11 protein-coding genes and 1 tRNA gene are annotated in these 16,422 nt (G+C 42.8%); 10 read left to right on the forward strand and 2 right to left on the reverse strand.

All coding sequences use genetic code 11. From position 1 onward, the window contains the following. The first annotated feature begins 225 nt into the window (after nucleotides 1–225). The 8 genes from tuf (at nucleotide 226) to rplL (ending at nucleotide 5,838) form a co-directional block, all read left to right on the forward strand. On the forward strand, nucleotides 226–1,401 hold the full coding sequence (tuf, locus tag N6B01_RS03835) for an elongation factor Tu (RefSeq protein ID WP_182419000.1): 1,176 nt from the start codon (nucleotides 226–228) through the stop codon (nucleotides 1,399–1,401). 80 nt (nucleotides 1,402–1,481) lie between these two features. Further along, nucleotides 1,482–1,557, forward strand: a tRNA-Trp gene (locus tag N6B01_RS03840). A 654-nt stretch (nucleotides 1,558–2,211) separates the two neighbouring features. Further along, the gene (secE, locus tag N6B01_RS03845; RefSeq protein WP_182419001.1) at nucleotides 2,212–2,436 is read left to right on the forward strand and encodes a preprotein translocase subunit SecE; all 225 of its coding nucleotides are present in this window, start codon (nucleotides 2,212–2,214) and stop codon (nucleotides 2,434–2,436) included. A gap of 12 nt (nucleotides 2,437–2,448) precedes the next feature. Continuing rightward, entirely contained in the window at nucleotides 2,449–2,985 is a 537-nt protein-coding gene (nusG, locus tag N6B01_RS03850) for a transcription termination/antitermination protein NusG (RefSeq protein ID WP_182419002.1), read from the forward strand. Nucleotides 2,986–3,187: 202 nt separating this feature from the next. Continuing rightward, nucleotides 3,188–3,619, forward strand: a complete 432-nt coding sequence (gene rplK, locus N6B01_RS03855; protein WP_182419003.1) for a 50S ribosomal protein L11 — start codon at nucleotides 3,188–3,190, stop codon at nucleotides 3,617–3,619. 1 nt (nucleotide 3,620) lies between these two features. Then, on the forward strand, nucleotides 3,621–4,322 hold the full coding sequence (gene rplA / locus N6B01_RS03860) for a 50S ribosomal protein L1 (protein WP_262080009.1): 702 nt from the start codon (nucleotides 3,621–3,623) through the stop codon (nucleotides 4,320–4,322). A 572-nt stretch (nucleotides 4,323–4,894) separates the two neighbouring features. Then, nucleotides 4,895–5,413: a 50S ribosomal protein L10 gene (gene rplJ / locus N6B01_RS03865; RefSeq protein WP_182419630.1), complete on the forward strand. Its 519-nt coding sequence runs from the start codon at nucleotides 4,895–4,897 to the stop codon at nucleotides 5,411–5,413. A 53-nt stretch (nucleotides 5,414–5,466) separates the two neighbouring features. After that, complete coding sequence (gene rplL, locus N6B01_RS03870) at nucleotides 5,467–5,838, forward strand: 50S ribosomal protein L7/L12 (protein ID WP_262080010.1); 372 nt, start codon at nucleotides 5,467–5,469, stop codon at nucleotides 5,836–5,838. A gap of 90 nt (nucleotides 5,839–5,928) precedes the next feature. On the opposite strand, the gene N6B01_RS03875 is transcribed toward rplL, so the two are convergent. Further along, a complete protein-coding gene (locus N6B01_RS03875) occupies nucleotides 5,929–6,138 on the reverse strand; it encodes a hypothetical protein (protein ID WP_262080012.1) in 210 nt (69 codons plus the stop codon). On the opposite strand from N6B01_RS03875, the gene rpoB reads away from it, so the two are divergent. Then, nucleotides 6,120–10,259, forward strand: coding sequence for a DNA-directed RNA polymerase subunit beta (gene rpoB, locus N6B01_RS03880; protein WP_262080013.1), 4,140 nt, complete (start codon nucleotides 6,120–6,122; stop codon nucleotides 10,257–10,259). The genes N6B01_RS03875 and rpoB overlap by 19 nt on opposite strands. 191 nt (nucleotides 10,260–10,450) lie before the next feature. Then, entirely contained in the window at nucleotides 10,451–14,659 is a 4,209-nt protein-coding gene (rpoC, locus tag N6B01_RS03885) for a DNA-directed RNA polymerase subunit beta' (RefSeq protein WP_182419008.1), read from the forward strand. Between the two features lie 921 nt (nucleotides 14,660–15,580). On the opposite strand, the gene N6B01_RS03890 is transcribed toward rpoC, so the two are convergent. Continuing rightward, a complete protein-coding gene (locus N6B01_RS03890; protein ID WP_246708136.1) occupies nucleotides 15,581–16,285 on the reverse strand; it encodes a cyclic nucleotide-binding domain-containing protein in 705 nt (234 codons plus the stop codon). Between the last annotated feature and the right edge of the window lie 137 nt (nucleotides 16,286–16,422).

Here is a 16,422-nt window from a genome sequence, read left to right on the forward strand (position 1 = left end):
TAGGACTTAAGATTTTTTCTTGTCAATTGAAAATTAATATGTATATAGGTTGGCATTATTGGTGGACTTACGTGCTTTGGCAGGATAAATCCATCATAGTTCAATCGCTTTTACCCTTTAGGTTAAGCTATTGAATAATCAGATGGCCGAACTTATATCATGGTTTGGTAGTGTTTGAAAGTTCACCCACTAGTGGGTGCTAACGAGATTGAGAGATCGACGGCGATGGCTAAGAGCAAATTTGAACGTAATAAGCCGCATGTTAATATCGGCACAATTGGTCACGTTGACCATGGTAAAACCAGTTTGACAGCTGCGATCACCAAGTATTTTGGTGAGTTTCGCGCTTATGACCAAATCGATGCTGCACCTGAAGAAAAGGCACGCGGTATCACCATTTCAACTGCACACGTAGAGTATGAGACAGAAAACCGTCACTATGCTCACGTTGATTGCCCAGGCCACGCTGACTATGTTAAGAACATGATCACCGGTGCGGCTCAGATGGATGGTGCTATTCTTGTTGTTTCTGCAGCAGATGGTCCAATGCCACAGACCCGCGAGCACATTCTTCTTGCTCGTCAGGTTGGTGTTCCTGCAATCGTGGTTTTCCTTAATAAGGTTGATCAGGTTGATGATGAAGAGCTTCTTGAGCTTGTTGAATTGGAAGTTCGCGAGCTTCTTTCAAAATATGATTTCCCAGGCGATGAAATTCCTATCGTTAAGGGTTCAGCTCTTGCAGCACTTGAAGACAGCAACAAGACCATTGGTGAAGATGCAATCCGTCTTCTCATGAGCGAAGTTGATGCTTATATTCCAACTCCAGAGCGTCCAATTGATCAGCCTTTCTTGATGCCAATTGAAGACGTGTTCTCAATTTCAGGTCGTGGTACTGTTGTAACTGGCCGTGTTGAGCGTGGTATTGTTAAGGTTGGTGAAGAAGTTGAAATCATTGGTATTCGTCCAACTTCAAAAACCACTGTTACTGGCGTTGAAATGTTCCGCAAGCTTCTTGATCAAGGTTTGGCTGGCGATAACATTGGTGCGTTGCTTCGCGGTGTTGATCGTGAAGGTATCGAGCGTGGTCAGATCTTGGCAAAGCCAGGTTCAGTAACACCTCATACAAAATTCCAAGCTGAGGCTTACATTTTGACGAAGGAAGAAGGCGGTCGCCATACTCCATTCTTCACAAATTATCGTCCTCAGTTCTATTTCCGTACGACAGACGTGACAGGTATTGTTACGCTTCCTGAAGGTACAGAAATGGTTATGCCTGGTGATAATATTTCTGTGAATGTAGCTTTGATCGTTCCAATCGCAATGGAAGAGAAGCTCCGCTTCGCTATTCGTGAAGGTGGTCGTACCGTTGGTGCGGGCGTTGTAGCGAAAATCATTGAATAATTAAAAAAACATTTGCTATGTGGAGAGAATCAAGCTATTGACCTCCACACAGTTTACAGGTTGGATCATTTAGTGATCATAGGGGTATAGCTCAGTTGGTAGAGCGACGGTCTCCAAAACCGTAGGCCGCGGGTTCGAACCCTGCTGCCCCTGCCAGATAAGCCCAGACATTTTGTCTGGGCTTTTTTTTATCTAATTTGTAGTTTCTTCTTTGAGGTCAATCTCTAAGGTGTTGCTAATAGTTTTTTCCAGTTAGATATTTATTAATGGTCTGCATGTCTAAATTCCAGTTGGGCTATAATTGCTGTATCAAAAACGTAAAAATAGGTTTGGGCTTTTCGTTACTGTTTTCTTTAGTTGTCGATAGCAATTTTGAAATGCTTATAGTTTAGGCTTGTTGCTTTGAGTTTGGTTGGTTTAGTAATAGGTGGAGCTAGATTTATTGTCTTCAATATGTTTTGGAGCTGTAGTAATGTTGCAATGGCATCGATATTAAATAACTTGATTTATCTTGTATTGAAAATTAATGGCAATAAAATTTATAATTTCCGCTAATAAAATGGTGTCTGCTTTGTGCGGTCTGCATGGAGAGAAATTAATGCAATTGTGCTTAGTTTCGATGAATTACGTTTTTTTCTTGCAATTTCTGAAGTTTTAATTATTATATCGCCAATGTTCGGGCGCGTAAGGCTGTTTGGCTTTTCGCGTCTTAAATCTATATAGCAGATATTTTTTGAATTTGCTGTTAGGTTTACCGATTCGTATTTAATTTGGTTTTTTCTAAGTCTCTTTTATTGAGTAGGGCTATAAATGGCATCTAAGACAAACCCTATCACTTTTTTTAAGCAAGTTCGGGCTGAAATTGCTAAAGTGACCTGGCCAAGTCGTCGTGAGACAGTTATTTCTACCGTCATGGTTTTGGTGATGGTTGTTGTGGCTTCACTGTTCTTTTTGTTGGCTGATTTTCTAATGTCAAACGGTGTAAGTCTAGGTGTGCGCTTCATTAGTGATTTGATTAAGTCTTTTATGGGTTGATGGTGAGGTTCTATGGCTGTTGCAGCGCGTTGGTATATTGTTCAGGCTTATTCAAATTTTGAGAAAAAAGTCGCCGAAGCAATTCAAAAAGAGGCGGAGCTTAAAGGCTTAACGCATCTTGTGGAGAATATTACTGTTCCCGCAGAAAAGATTGTTGAAATTCGTCGTGGGCGCAAAGTTGAGTCAGAACGCAAATTTTTTCCTGGTTATGTTCTTATTCGCGCGCATTTGACTGATGATCTTTTTCATTTGATTAAAAATACGCCTCGGGTAACTGGGTTTTTAGGGTCGGATTCACGGCCTGTTCCGATTTCAGATCGTGAAGCTGATCAAATTTTGACGCAGGTTCAAGAACGAGTTGAAAAGCCAAAGTCAGCCTTGCGCTTTGAGGTGGGTGAACAGGTTCGCGTTTCTGATGGTCCTTTCGCCTCGTTTAATGGTATTGTTCAAGAAGTTGAGGAAGAGCGTTCGCGCTTGAAGGTTGAGGTGTCGATTTTTGGTCGTGCAACCCCTGTCGAGCTTGAATATGATCAGGTTGAAAAGCTTTAAGTTTTAGTAAGGCTATTGAAGAATCGCTCGAAAGGGTGGTAAAGCGCGTGAGCGTTTTAATTTAAACGCAATTTTTGCGTTTTGGGCGGAAGAAAGAAAATGCTTTAGCCGGCATTTTGTTTTGTACCGCCAACTGCGTGCCGAATGATTTCGGTTTTGGTTCCGTTAGATACGGATAATTTTATATAAAGGCAGATGTAGTATGGCTAAAAAAGTAGCAGGCCAGCTCAAGTTGCAGGTGCCAGCAGGTTCGGCGAATCCTTCGCCGCCAATCGGTCCAGCTCTTGGTCAGCGTGGTATTAATATTATGGAATTCTGTAAGGCGTTTAACGCGTCTACACAGGATATGGAAAAGGGTTCACCTATTCCTGTTTTGATTACTTATTATCAAGATAAGTCTTTCACATTCGTATTGAAAACTCCTCCAGTTAGCTATTTCATCAAGAAAGAAGCTAATTTGAAGTCTGGTTCAAAAGAGCCAGGTAAGATTTCTGCAGGTACGATTAGTCGCGATAAGGTTCGTGTTATTGCTGAGGCCAAAATGAAAGACCTCAATGCAAATGATATCGAAGCAGCGATGCGTATGGTTGAAGGTTCCGCCCGTTCAATGGGTATTGAAGTGGTGGGTTCATAAGATGGCCAAGATTTCAAAAAGAATGAAAAAAATCCGTGAGGGTTTAAATACAGATAAGCTTTTTTCGCTTAACGAAGCTATTGCTCTTGTTCGCGAACGTGCAGTTGCTAAATTCGACGAAACAATTGAAGTTTCGATGAATCTTGGTGTTGATCCTCGCCATGCTGACCAAATGGTTCGCGGCGTGGTTAACTTGCCAAATGGTACTGGCCGTACAGTTCGCGTTGCTGTATTTGCTCGTGGCGATAAGGCTGAAGAAGCAAAAGCTGCTGGCGCAGATATTGTTGGTGCAGAAGATCTTTATGAAGCAATTAATGCTGGTAATATTGATTTTGACCGTTGTATCGCAACTCCTGACATGATGCCACTCGTTGGCCGTCTTGGTAAGGTGCTTGGACCACGCGGCATGATGCCAAATCCAAAAGTTGGTACGGTTACTCCAGATGTTGCTGGTGCAGTTAAAGCATCAAAGGGCGGCGCTGTTGAATTCCGTGTTGAAAAAGCTGGTATTGTTCATGCTGGTATTGGTAAAGCATCTTTTGGTGATCAAAAAATCGCTGAAAACATTCTTGCTTTTGCTGATGCGGTTATTAAAGCAAAGCCTGCAGGTTCTAAGGGTGAGTATGTGAAGCGTGTTGCTGTTTCATCAACCATGGGTGTTGGTGTAAAGGTAGATCCAGCTTCGGTTCGTCCAGCTCAATAATATTTACGTTATTTTAAGAAATGCACTCGGGGACTTAGTTGTTCCCGGGTGCTTTTTTATAGAATTTTGTTCCCTTTACAAAATCCCAAGCTTGAAATTTTCTTGGTGTGACATAAGTCATATTTATAAATATGTCTTTTTTAACTAAAGGCGTTATATAGTTTGCATAGGGTGTCCATATTGGTTCATTGTAATTATTTTAATGAATTTATAACCTTATGCTTGCAATTTAGTTGTGAAAGTTATACATGCGAAATGTTGATCGCCTGATTTTTAGAATCAGGAGGTCTTTTTTGCTAGAAGCAAAATACCGGAAATCTTCCGGAACATCCTGTCCGAGATTGCGGGTGGTGTAAGATTTTTCTTATATCTTAATCTGTGAAGCCTGTATGAGACTGGGTTAGTAGAGCTTTTTAATGGATTTTTCTAATTGGAAAGTTTGAACCAGAGTTGCCTTTGATTGTGTATGCATGAAGAAGGGGACAGGATCCTCGATAGTCACGTGATTATCATGTGGCAAAGGCAACCCGATGGATTTGCAAAGGTGCAAGTCCGTTAATTGGAGAGAGACAGTGGAAAAAGCGGAAAAACGCGAATTTGTCACATGGCTCAATGGGACCTTTAATGAGTCCGGTTCTGTCGTTGTGGCCCACTATTCCGGTCTCACTGTTGCGCAGATTAATGATCTTCGTACGAAGATGCGCGCAGCAGGTGGTTCCGTTAAAGTCGCGAAAAACCGCCTTGCCAAAATCGCTCTTCAGGGCACTGAATCAGAAGCTATTGCTAGTTTGTTCACCGGGCAAACTGTTATTGCTTATGCTGCTGATCCAATTACAGCACCAAAAGTTGCTGTAGATTTTGCTAAAACGAATGCCAAATTGGTTATTCTTGGTGGTGCAATGGGTGCGACTGCCCTCGATGCTGATGGTGTGAAGTCTTTGGCTTCCTTGCCTTCACTCGACGAGCTTCGTGGCAAGTTGGTTGGTATGATTTCAACCCCAGCTACACGTATCGCATTGGTCACTCAGGCGCCTGCAGGTCAACTTGCTCGCGTTGTTGGTGCATATGCTCGGAAGAACGAGGCGGCTTAAGGCCGTTTCTCGCTGTCAATAGTTCAAATCTTTTAATTAGTTAGGAATATAATATGGCTGATCTCGCAAAGATCGTTGAAGAACTTTCAGCATTGACTGTTATGGAAGCTGCTGAGCTTTCAAAGATGCTTGAAGAAAAATGGGGCGTTTCTGCTGCTGCTCCAGTTGCAGTTGTAAACAATGCTGGTCCTACAACAGCTGCTGAAGAAGAAAAGACGGAATTCGACGTAATTCTTGTTGATGGCGGCGCACAGAAAATTAACGTTATTAAGGAAGTTCGCGGTCTTACCGGTCTTGGTCTTAAAGAAGCAAAAGACCTCGTTGACGGTGCTCCTAAGCCTGTTAAAGAAGGTGTTTCTAAAGACGAAGCTGAAAAAGTTAAAGCTACTCTTGAAGCAGCTGGCGCTAAGGTTGAGCTTAAGTAATATATTTATTCCGGCGGGGAAACCCGCCGGTTTAATTTAAGTTGGAACGAACCCTTTTCCTGACAGTTCGGTGGCTGTCAGGAAACGGGTTTAACCCGTTAAAGGATCCAAATCAATTGGGCGGTAGTATTGCTTAAATTTGGATTTATATTCTGGGCATATTTTACCGGTTGAATGGGTGAAAATGCCGATCGGTATAGCACTACAATCTTGGTGATGTGGTGCAATGGAAGCAGCTCCAAAGGTGTGGCCGCCAATGGAGCAAAGATCGAGGAGCGACGATGGCTCAGACCCTATCATTCAACGGTCGTAAGCGCGTACGCAAATTTTTTGGTAGAATCCCAGAAGTAGCTGAGATGCCGAACCTTATTGAGGTTCAAAAGTCATCATATGATCAGTTCCTTATGGTTGATGAGCCAAAAGGTGGGCGTCCGGATGAAGGCTTGCAGGCGGTATTCAAATCAGTATTTCCAATGACGGATTTTGCGGGCGCTTCAATGCTCGAATTCGTTCGTTATGAATTTGAAGCCCCCAAGTTCGATGTTGAAGAATGTCGTCAACGTGATTTAACTTACGCTGCGCCACTTAAAGTGACGTTGCGTTTAATCGTGTTTGATATTGATGAAGATACTGGCTCTAAATCCATTAAGGATATTAAAGAGCAAGATGTATATATGGGCGATATGCCGCTTATGACTGATAACGGTACATTTATCGTTAATGGTACAGAGCGCGTTATTGTATCGCAGATGCACCGCTCCCCCGGTGTGTTTTTTGACCATGATAAAGGTAAATCCCATTCATCTGGCAAATTATTATTTGCCGCGCGTGTGATTCCTTATCGTGGTTCATGGCTCGATATTGAATTTGATGCCAAAGATGTGATTTACACTCGTATAGATCGTCGTCGTAAATTGCCAGTCACTAGCTTGCTAATGGCTTTGGGTATGGATGGGCAGGAAATCCTTTCTACCTATTATAATACGATACATTATGTTCGTGATGGCGAAGAATGGCGTATTCCGTTTTCGGTTGAACGCTTTAAAGGTGTCAAGCTTGTTGCAGATTTGATTGATGCTGATACCGGTGAAGTTGTTGCTGAAGCTGGTCGTAAGCTAACAACACGTGCTGCGAAGCAATTGGTTGAAAATGGCCTTAAAGCCGTTAAAGCAACCAATGACGATCTTTTAGGTTCCTATCTTGCGGAAGATATTGTTAATTATTCAACTGGTGAGATCTTCCTTGAAGCCGGCGATGAACTGGACGAAAAATCTTTAAAGATTCTTCTCGATACCGGTGAAGACGAAATCAATATTCTTGATATTGATCATGTTAATGTTGGTGCCTATATTCGCAATACTTTGGCTGCAGATAAAAACGAAAGCCGTCAAGAAGCATTGTTCGATATTTATCGTGTGATGCGTCCTGGTGAGCCGCCAACATTAGATACTGCCGAAGCAATGTTTGAATCGTTGTTCTTTGATGCAGAGCGTTATGATTTATCGGCCGTTGGTCGCGTCAAGATGAATATGCGTCTTGAGCTTGACTGCCCTGATACTATTCGCGTTTTGCGTAAAGAAGATATTGTTGCAGTATTGAAGATGTTGGTCGAATTGCGCGATGGTCGCGGTGAGATTGATGATATCGACAATCTCGGCAATAGACGTGTTCGTTCCGTCGGCGAGTTGATGGAAAATCAATATCGCGTCGGCTTGCTCCGTATGGAGCGGGCTATTAAAGAGCGTATGTCTTCGGTTGAAATCGATACGGTTATGCCGCAAGATTTGATCAATGCGAAACCAGCTGCCGCTGCGGTACGTGAATTCTTTGGTTCTTCTCAGCTTTCACAGTTTATGGATCAGACCAATCCTTTGTCTGAAATTACCCATAAGCGTCGTATGTCGGCATTGGGGCCTGGTGGTTTAACACGTGAGCGTGCTGGCTTTGAAGTACGCGACGTGCATCCAACCCATTATGGTCGTATTTGCCCGATTGAAACACCTGAAGGTCCAAATATTGGTCTTATCAATTCGCTTGCAACTTTTGCCCGCGTTAATAAATATGGCTTTATTGAAAGCCCATATCGTAAAATTATCGACGGTAAGGTAACAAGTGATGTTATCTATCTTTCAGCAATGGAAGAGTCTAAGCATTATATCGCTCAGGCTAATTCGCTTTTGGATGGTGAAGGTCGCTTTACCGAAGAATTTGTTGTTTGTCGTCACGCCAACGAAGTTCTCATGGCCCCTAAAGACCATGTTGATTTGATGGACGTTTCGCCAAAGCAGCTTGTTTCCGTTGCTGCGGCGCTTATTCCATTCTTGGAAAACGACGATGCAAACCGCGCCTTGATGGGGTCCAACATGCAACGTCAGGCCGTGCCTTTGGTGCGTTCTGAAGCGCCTTTTGTTGGTACTGGTATGGAAGCCGTGGTTGCCCGTGATTCTGGTGCGGCTATTGTTGCCAAACGTACAGGTATTGTTGACCAAGTAGATGCTACTCGTGTGGTTATTCGCGCGATGGAAGACTTGGACCCAACCAAATCTGGCGTTGATATTTATCGCTTGCAAAAGTTCCAACGTTCCAACCAATCGACCTGCATCAATCAGCGTCCATTGGTAACTGTTGGTGATCGCATTGAAAAAGGCGATATCATTGCTGATGGTCCATCGACTGATCTTGGTGATTTGGCTCTTGGCCGTAACGTGCTGGTCGCGTTTATGCCTTGGAATGGCTATAATTACGAAGATTCGATTTTGTTGTCAGAGCGTATTGTTGCCGATGACGTCTTTACTTCAATCCATATTGAAGAATTCGAAGTCGCTGCTCGTGATACCAAGCTTGGACCTGAAGAAATTACTCGCGATATTCCAAATGTTTCGGAAGAAGCGCTTAAGAATCTCGATGAAGCCGGTATTGTTTATATCGGTGCCGAAGTTCAGCCAGGTGATATTCTTGTTGGTAAGATTACGCCTAAGGGTGAAAGTCCGATGACACCGGAAGAAAAATTGCTTCGTGCAATTTTCGGTGAAAAAGCTTCAGACGTTCGTGATACTTCAATGCGTATGTCGCCAGGAACCTTTGGTACTGTTGTGGAAGTACGCGTTTTCAACCGCCATGGCGTTGAAAAAGATGAACGTGCAATGGCCATTGAACGAGAAGAAATTGAAAGTCTAGCAAAAGACCGCGATGACGAACAATCAATTCTTGATCGTAGCGTTTATGCGCGTCTTATTGATCTATTAACCGGTCGTGTTGCTATCGCTGGTCCTAAGAGCTTCAAAAAGGGTACCACCCTTGATGCCAACATCATGAACGAGTATCCGCGTTCGCAATGGTGGCAATTTGCTGTTGAAGATGAAAAACTTCAAAGCGAACTTGAAGCGATGCGCACTCAATATGACGAATCTAAAAAGCGTCTTGAACAGCGCTTTATGGATAAGGTTGAGAAGGTACAGCGCGGCGATGAAATGCTGCCCGGTGTCATGAAAATGGTTAAGGTTTTTGTGGCTGTTAAGCGCAAAATCCAACCAGGTGATAAGATGGCTGGTCGTCACGGTAATAAGGGTGTGGTATCACGCATTCTTCCCGTTGAAGATATGCCATTCTTGGAAGATGGTACTCACGTAGATATCGTGCTTAATCCGCTTGGCGTGCCAAGTCGTATGAATGTTGGACAGATTCTAGAAACCCACCTTGGTTGGGCTTGTGCCGGTATGGGCAAGCAGATTGGTGAAATGCTAGAACTCTATAAGCAATCAGGCGATGTAACGCCATTGCGTCATCGTATTGAGGCAATCATTCCGGATAATGACCGTAATGAGCCAGTGCGTCATTATGATGAAGACAGCGTTGTGCGTCTTGCAGATCAAATGAAGCATGGTGTTTGCATTGCAACACCGGTCTTTGATGGTGCTCATGAGCCAGACATCAATGATGCGCTTGAGCAAGCAGGTCTTTCGACCTCTGGTCAGGTTACGCTTTATGATGGTCGTACGGGTGAATCTTTTGATCGTCAGGTAACAGTTGGCTATATTTATATGCTTAAACTGCACCACTTGGTTGATGATAAGATCCATGCTCGTTCTATCGGACCTTACTCGCTTGTTACCCAGCAACCGCTAGGTGGTAAAGCTCAGTTTGGTGGTCAGCGTTTTGGTGAAATGGAGGTCTGGGCTTTGGAAGCTTATGGTGCCGCCTATACCTTGCAGGAAATGCTCACCGTTAAGTCCGATGACGTTGCTGGTCGTACCAAGGTTTATGAAGCGATTGTCCGTGGTGATGATACGTTTGAAGCCGGTATTCCTGAAAGCTTTAACGTGCTTGTTAAGGAAATGCGTTCACTTGGCCTTGATGTAGAGCTTGATAATACCAGTGAGTTGATTGCTGCGCAAAATGCTCTGCCGGATGCGGCCGAATAAAATGCCGAAAATGAAGATCATGCCAGATTTCTGGCGTGATCTTTGCCTGTCTTATCTAGCTGTTGCAGCTTAAAACGGGCAAAGCAGGATTTTTCTGATCTAAATTATTCCTGTTTAAAACCGATTTTTATTGAGATGACGGATCGCTCATCACAGCAGACTCGATTTTGAAGAGTCTTAAGGAGAACGGCATGAACCAAGAGGTCATGAATCTTTTCAATCCTCAGACGACAGCTCAGACATTCGATTCTATTCGAATTTCGATTGCTAGTCCTGAGAAGATTCTGTCCTGGTCTTATGGCGAGATCAAGAAGCCAGAGACCATTAATTACCGTACGTTTAAACCAGAACGTGACGGTCTTTTCTGCGCCCGTATTTTTGGCCCGATCAAGGATTATGAATGTCTTTGCGGCAAATATAAGCGTATGAAATATAAGGGCATTATTTGTGAAAAATGCGGCGTTGAAGTAACACTTTCACGCGTTCGTCGTGAACGTATGGGCCATATTGAGCTTGCAGCACCTGTAGCTCATATTTGGTTCTTAAAGTCACTGCCAAGTCGTATTGGTACTTTGCTTGATATGCCATTAAAGGATATTGAGCGCGTACTTTATTTTGAAAACTACATCGTAACCGAAACCGGTCTTACTTCATTGAAGCAACATCAATTGCTTTCTGAAGAAGAATATATGATGGCAGTTGATGAATTTGGTGAAGACCAATTTACAGCTTTAATTGGTGCGGAAGCTATCTATGAGCTTTTGGCTTCAATGGAGCTTGAAAAAATTGCTGGTGATTTACGGGCTGAGTTTGCCGAAACAACTTCTGAGTTAAAACAAAAGAAATTGTTGAAGCGCTCGAAAATCGTTGAAAACTTCCTTGAATCTGGTAATCGTCCTGAATGGATGATTATGAAAATCGTACCGGTTATTCCACCTGATTTGCGCCCATTGGTGCCACTTGATGGTGGTCGTTTTGCGACTTCAGATTTGAATGATCTTTATCGCCGCGTTATCAATCGTAACAATCGCTTAAAGCGTTTGATCGAATTGCGCGCGCCTGGTATCATTATTCGCAACGAAAAGCGTATGCTTCAAGAAGCGGTTGATGCCTTGTTTGATAATGGTCGTCGTGGCCGCGTTATCACCGGTGCTAATAAGCGTCCGTTGAAATCTCTTTCTGATATGCTTAAGGGTAAGCAAGGTCGTTTCCGTCAAAACTTGCTCGGTAAACGCGTTGACTATTCAGGTCGTTCAGTTATCGTGACCGGTCCAGAACTTAAATTGCATCAATGTGGCTTGCCTAAAAAAATGGCGCTTGAATTGTTCAAGCCATTTATTTATGCGCGTCTTGATGCCAAGGGTTACTCCTCTACTGTGAAACAGGCCAAGAAATTGGTGGAAAAAGAACGTCCAGAAGTTTGGGACATTCTTGACGAAGTTATTCGTGAGCATCCAGTGTTGCTTAACCGCGCGCCAACTCTTCACCGTCTTGGTATTCAAGCATTCGAACCAGTTTTGATCGAAGGTAAGGCTATCCATCTTCATCCGCTTGTTTGTACAGCATTTAATGCTGACTTTGACGGCGATCAAATGGCTGTTCACGTACCATTATCGCTTGAAGCTCAGCTTGAAGCTCGCGTCTTGATGATGTCGACCAATAATATCTTGCACCCTGCAAATGGTGCGCCAATTATTGTGCCATCACAGGATATGATTCTTGGTCTTTATTATCTATCGATTAAAGCCGAGCGCGAGCCAGGTGAAGGCATGATTTTTGCTGACCAAGGTGAGTTAAGTCATGCTTTGGAAACCAAAGCTGTGACGTTACACACCAAGATCAAGGGTCGCTACAAGAATCTTGATGAAAATGGCAATTGGGTATCAAAAGTTTATGATACGACGCCAGGTCGTCTTATTGTTGGTGAATTGCTGCCCAAAAATCCAAATGTCCAATTTGATATTGTCAACCAAGAATTGACCAAGAAAAATATCTCAAAGATGATTGACCACGTCTATCGTCATTGTGGACAGAAGGAAACAGTGATTTTCTGTGACCGTATCATGCAGCTCGGCTTTGCTCATGCTTGTCGCGCCGGTATTTCGTTTGGTAAGGATGACATGGTCATTCCTGATAGCAAGGCTCGCCTTGTTGCTGAAACGGAAGCATTGGCAAAAGAATATGAGCAACAATATAATGACGGTTTGATTACTCAAGGCGAAAAATACAACAAAGTTGTTGACGCTTGGGGTAAATGTACCGACCGTGTTGCTGAAGAAATGATGAAGCGCATTCAAGCTGTTGAGTTTGATCCAGAAACGGGTCGTCAAAAACAGATGAATTCGATTTATATGATGTCGCATTCAGGTGCTCGTGGTTCTGCAAACCAGATGAAGCAGCTTGGTGGTATGCGCGGTCTTATGGCTAAGCCTTCTGGTGAAATTATCGAAACTCCGATTATTTCAAACTTTAAAGAAGGCCTAACCGTGAATGAGTACTTCAACTCAACCCACGGTGCACGTAAAGGTCTTGCTGATACGGCGCTTAAAACCGCTAACTCTGGTTACTTGACACGTCGTCTTGTAGATGTTGCACAAGATGCAATCATTTCGCAAGTGGATTGCGGCACGGTTAAGGGCCTTACCATGCAGCCAATCGTCGATGCGGGTCAGATCGTTGCATCGATCGGTCAGCGCGTGCTTGGTCGTACAGCCTTGCTTGACATTCTTCATCCAATTTCGGGTGAAATCATTGTTGAAGCTGGTCGCATGATTGAAGAGGCTGACGTTGCAAAGATTGAAGAAGCTGGTATTCAAACGGTTCAGATTCGTTCGGCTCTTACCTGTGAAACACGTTATGGTGTTTGCGCTAAATGTTACGGTCGCGATCTTGCACGTGGTACGCCAGTTAACCAAGGTGAAGCTGTTGGCGTTATTGCTGCGCAGTCGATTGGTGAGCCAGGTACCCAGCTAACCATGCGTACCTTCCACTTGGGTGGTACAGCGCAGGTTGTGGATTCTTCTTATCTTGAAGCTTCTTACGAAGGCCATGTTGAGTTGCGTAACCGCAACGTTGTTCGTAACTCTGAAGGTAATTTAGTCGTTATGGGCCGCAATATGGCAATCCTTATTAAGGATGCAACAGGTAAAGAACGAGCTTCACATCGTGTGTCTTACGGTTCTCATCTGTTTGTCGATGATGGTGATGTGGTAAAACGCGGTCAACGTTTGGCCGAGTGGGATCCATATACCCGCCCAATCTTAACTGAAGTTGAAGGTTATATTGCTTTTGAAGACATGATCGATGGTCTTTCTGTGACAGAAACCGCCGATGAGTCTACAGGTATTACCAAGCGTCAGGTTATTGATTGGCGTGCAAATCCACGCGGTGCAGAGTTGAAGCCTGCTATTATCCTTACCGATAAGAAAGGCAAAATTGCAAAGCTTGCTCGTGGTGGTGAAGCTCGTTACATGGTGTCTATGGCAACTATTTTATCAGTTGAACCTGGTGCCCATGTACAAGCAGGTGATGTTATTGCCCGTCTGCCAATGGAAAGCACCAAGACTAAGGATATTACCGGTGGTCTTCCACGCGTTGCTGAATTGTTTGAAGCACGTCGTCCAAAAGACCATGCGGTTATCGCTGAAATCAGTGGTACTATCCGTTTTGCACGCGACTACAAGAACAAACGCCGTATCCTTATTGAGCCAGATGATAATACAGAAGAGCCAGCAGAATATTTGATCCCTAAAGGCAAGCCTTTCCACTTCCAGGATGGTGATCAGATTGAAAAAGGCGATTATGTACTTGATGGTAATCCAGCACCGCATGACATTCTTGCTATTAAGGGTGTTGAGGCTTTGGCTTCTTATCTCGTTAATGAGGTTCAGGAAGTTTATCGCTTACAAGGCGTGTTGATCAATGATAAGCATATTGAAGTTATTGTGCGTCAGATGTTGCAGAAGGTTGAAATTACTCAATCTGGTGAATCTGGCTACATCGTTGGTGATCATATTGACCGTATCGAACTTGAAGAAGTTAATGAACGCTTGATCGAAGAAGGTAAAGCACCTGCACTTGGTAATCCAGTACTTCTTGGTATTACTAAGGCATCCTTGCAAACACCTTCGTTTATCTCGGCTGCTTCCTTCCAGGAAACAACCCGTGTTCTTACTGAGGCATCAGTTGCAGGTAAGATTGATACATTGCAAGGATTGAAGGAAAACATCATTGTTGGCCGCCTTATTCCTGCAGGTACTGGTGGTAGCATGGCACAAATCCGCCGCATTGCTACAACTCGTGATGATCTTATCGTTGACGAGCGTCGCAAATCAACTGGCGCGGAAACAGCAAGTGCAATGCTTACAGATATGACTGAAAACGCATCTGCTGCGGAATAAGTTTTATTGATTTACAAAAATGAAGCCCGCTTTTGTTCAGCAAAAGCGGGCTTTTGTTTTATTAGGGTGTTTTGTATGTATGCGGAATTATTGGTTGATATTGGTATTTTGATAAGTGAATTACAGAAAAATAACCGCTTTGAAACAGTTCAATATTTTCAAAGTTAATACGACAAGATCAGTCTTCAGGATGAGTGGGCTGTTGCAGCTGTAAAGGAATTAATGTCGATAGCAGCATTGACGCAATATGGCAAATTTTCCTTTCAGGAGGAAGCTTTGCTAACGTCGGTAATAGAGCGCGCTATTGTCATAAAGCGTTTAATCCGGTGAGAATCCTAATATATCGTTAGCTTCAAGCAGGTGGGGGCAATGATGATCAGGTATAGCTTGTCAATAGTTGTAAGTTTTTCTTTTATGTGGTGTTAAAAGGAAAATTTGTTAAGTTTAGTAGTGCGGAGGCTACGCAATTTTGGCGTTGCAACTTTAAGTTTACGAAAATGCTGATCGCTACAAAATTTTCTTCAAAAATTGCGAACAACTTAACCCTATTTAGGAAAAAATATTAGCTGGTTGTAATCTTGGGATACGGATTTATCTTCATCAATTGCATTTGATCTGCGGTAAAAGGACGCGAGTAGTGTTAAGATAGTAGGTAGAGATATGATGCTTGAGCAAAACTATTTAAATTATTTGATGTTTGTCTATTTCAAGCTTTATAAGTTTGCTGATAAAACGACTGTAAATCCAATTTTTATCAAAATTAAAAAAACTAATTTATGAAGATCATGCTTCAAAGATATGTGTTGATGGCCTTTAAGTAAGCGCTATTTTGCAGTACACAAAATTTTATAAAGCAAGCACTATGTGGTAAGGCATAAAGAAATAGAGAAATAATGTTTTAGCTCTATTCTTTCATTACTATTATTGTGGCTCAATTTTATCAATTAGCGGGTCGGGGCGGGCGAAAAGTTCAAGCTTATGCATGTCAACAAAGACAACGCGGGAGCCATCAACTTTAATACCATGTTTGGCGAGTTGTGAAAAAGAGCGGGAAAGGTTTTCGGCTGTCATGCCAAGGTAGCGTGCAATTAACCTCTTTTCACATGGTAAATCGATGAAATGGGTTTGATTTTGCTGTTTGGCAAATTTAATAAGAAAATTGGCCAACCGTTCAGATGATGAACGTAATTTTTGGTTTTTGAGTTCTTTAACTGTGTGACGATAACGTTTTGCCAATTCGCGGACAACGGCACGCATGAAGGTTATATCTTCTTCAATTGCTTGCCGAACTTGTTCTGCTGGTATCATTAGCACTGTTGCGTTGCTTAAAGTCCGCGCTGATTGCAAGCATACATCGTCATTTAAAACTGCCGCTAGAATGAAAAGGCCTACTGGCTCAACAATATCAAGGATGGTTTGCTTTTCCTCTGTATAGGAAAACATCTCAATATTGCCTTCAATTAAAATATATAAAAAATCTGCTCGTTGGTTTTGATGGATTAAAACGACGCCTTCTGGAAAATTTTGTAAAAAGCCCCCATTGATCAATGATTGAAAGGTTTCTTCTTTCACATTGGCAAATAATTCTAATTGCCGGACGGCTGCAATATCCTCGGGCCTCATCATTCATCCTTTTACATTGTAATTTATGTGATAATTACAATATTGGTTTACCTAGAGCGCATATTCTTTTTTATGTTTACAATATCACAATCATATTTAAAAGTGTTTTTGTTCTATGGTGGTAAACAAAAATATACTTT

The organism is Bartonella sp. HY406, assembly GCF_025449315.1.
GTDB lineage: Bacteria > Pseudomonadota > Alphaproteobacteria > Rhizobiales > Rhizobiaceae > HY038.

Bases quoted from the DNA above. Each gene is read 5' to 3' on its own strand.
- N6B01_RS03890 (WP_246708136.1), bottom strand. From the start codon at position 16,285: ATGATGAGGCCCGAGGATATTGCAGCCGTCCGGCAATTAGAATTATTT.
- secE (WP_182419001.1), top strand. From the start codon at position 2,212: ATGGCATCTAAGACAAACCCTATCACTTTTTTTAAGCAAGTTCGGGCT.
- nusG (WP_182419002.1), top strand. From the start codon at position 2,449: ATGGCTGTTGCAGCGCGTTGGTATATTGTTCAGGCTTATTCAAATTTT.
- rplK (WP_182419003.1), top strand. From the start codon at position 3,188: ATGGCTAAAAAAGTAGCAGGCCAGCTCAAGTTGCAGGTGCCAGCAGGT.
- rpoC (WP_182419008.1), top strand. From the start codon at position 10,451: ATGAACCAAGAGGTCATGAATCTTTTCAATCCTCAGACGACAGCTCAG.
- rplA (WP_262080009.1), top strand. From the start codon at position 3,621: ATGGCCAAGATTTCAAAAAGAATGAAAAAAATCCGTGAGGGTTTAAAT.
- N6B01_RS03875 (WP_262080012.1), bottom strand. From the start codon at position 6,138: ATGATAGGGTCTGAGCCATCGTCGCTCCTCGATCTTTGCTCCATTGGC.
- rplL (WP_262080010.1), top strand. From the start codon at position 5,467: ATGGCTGATCTCGCAAAGATCGTTGAAGAACTTTCAGCATTGACTGTT.
- tuf (WP_182419000.1), top strand. From the start codon at position 226: ATGGCTAAGAGCAAATTTGAACGTAATAAGCCGCATGTTAATATCGGC.
- rpoB (WP_262080013.1), top strand. From the start codon at position 6,120: ATGGCTCAGACCCTATCATTCAACGGTCGTAAGCGCGTACGCAAATTT.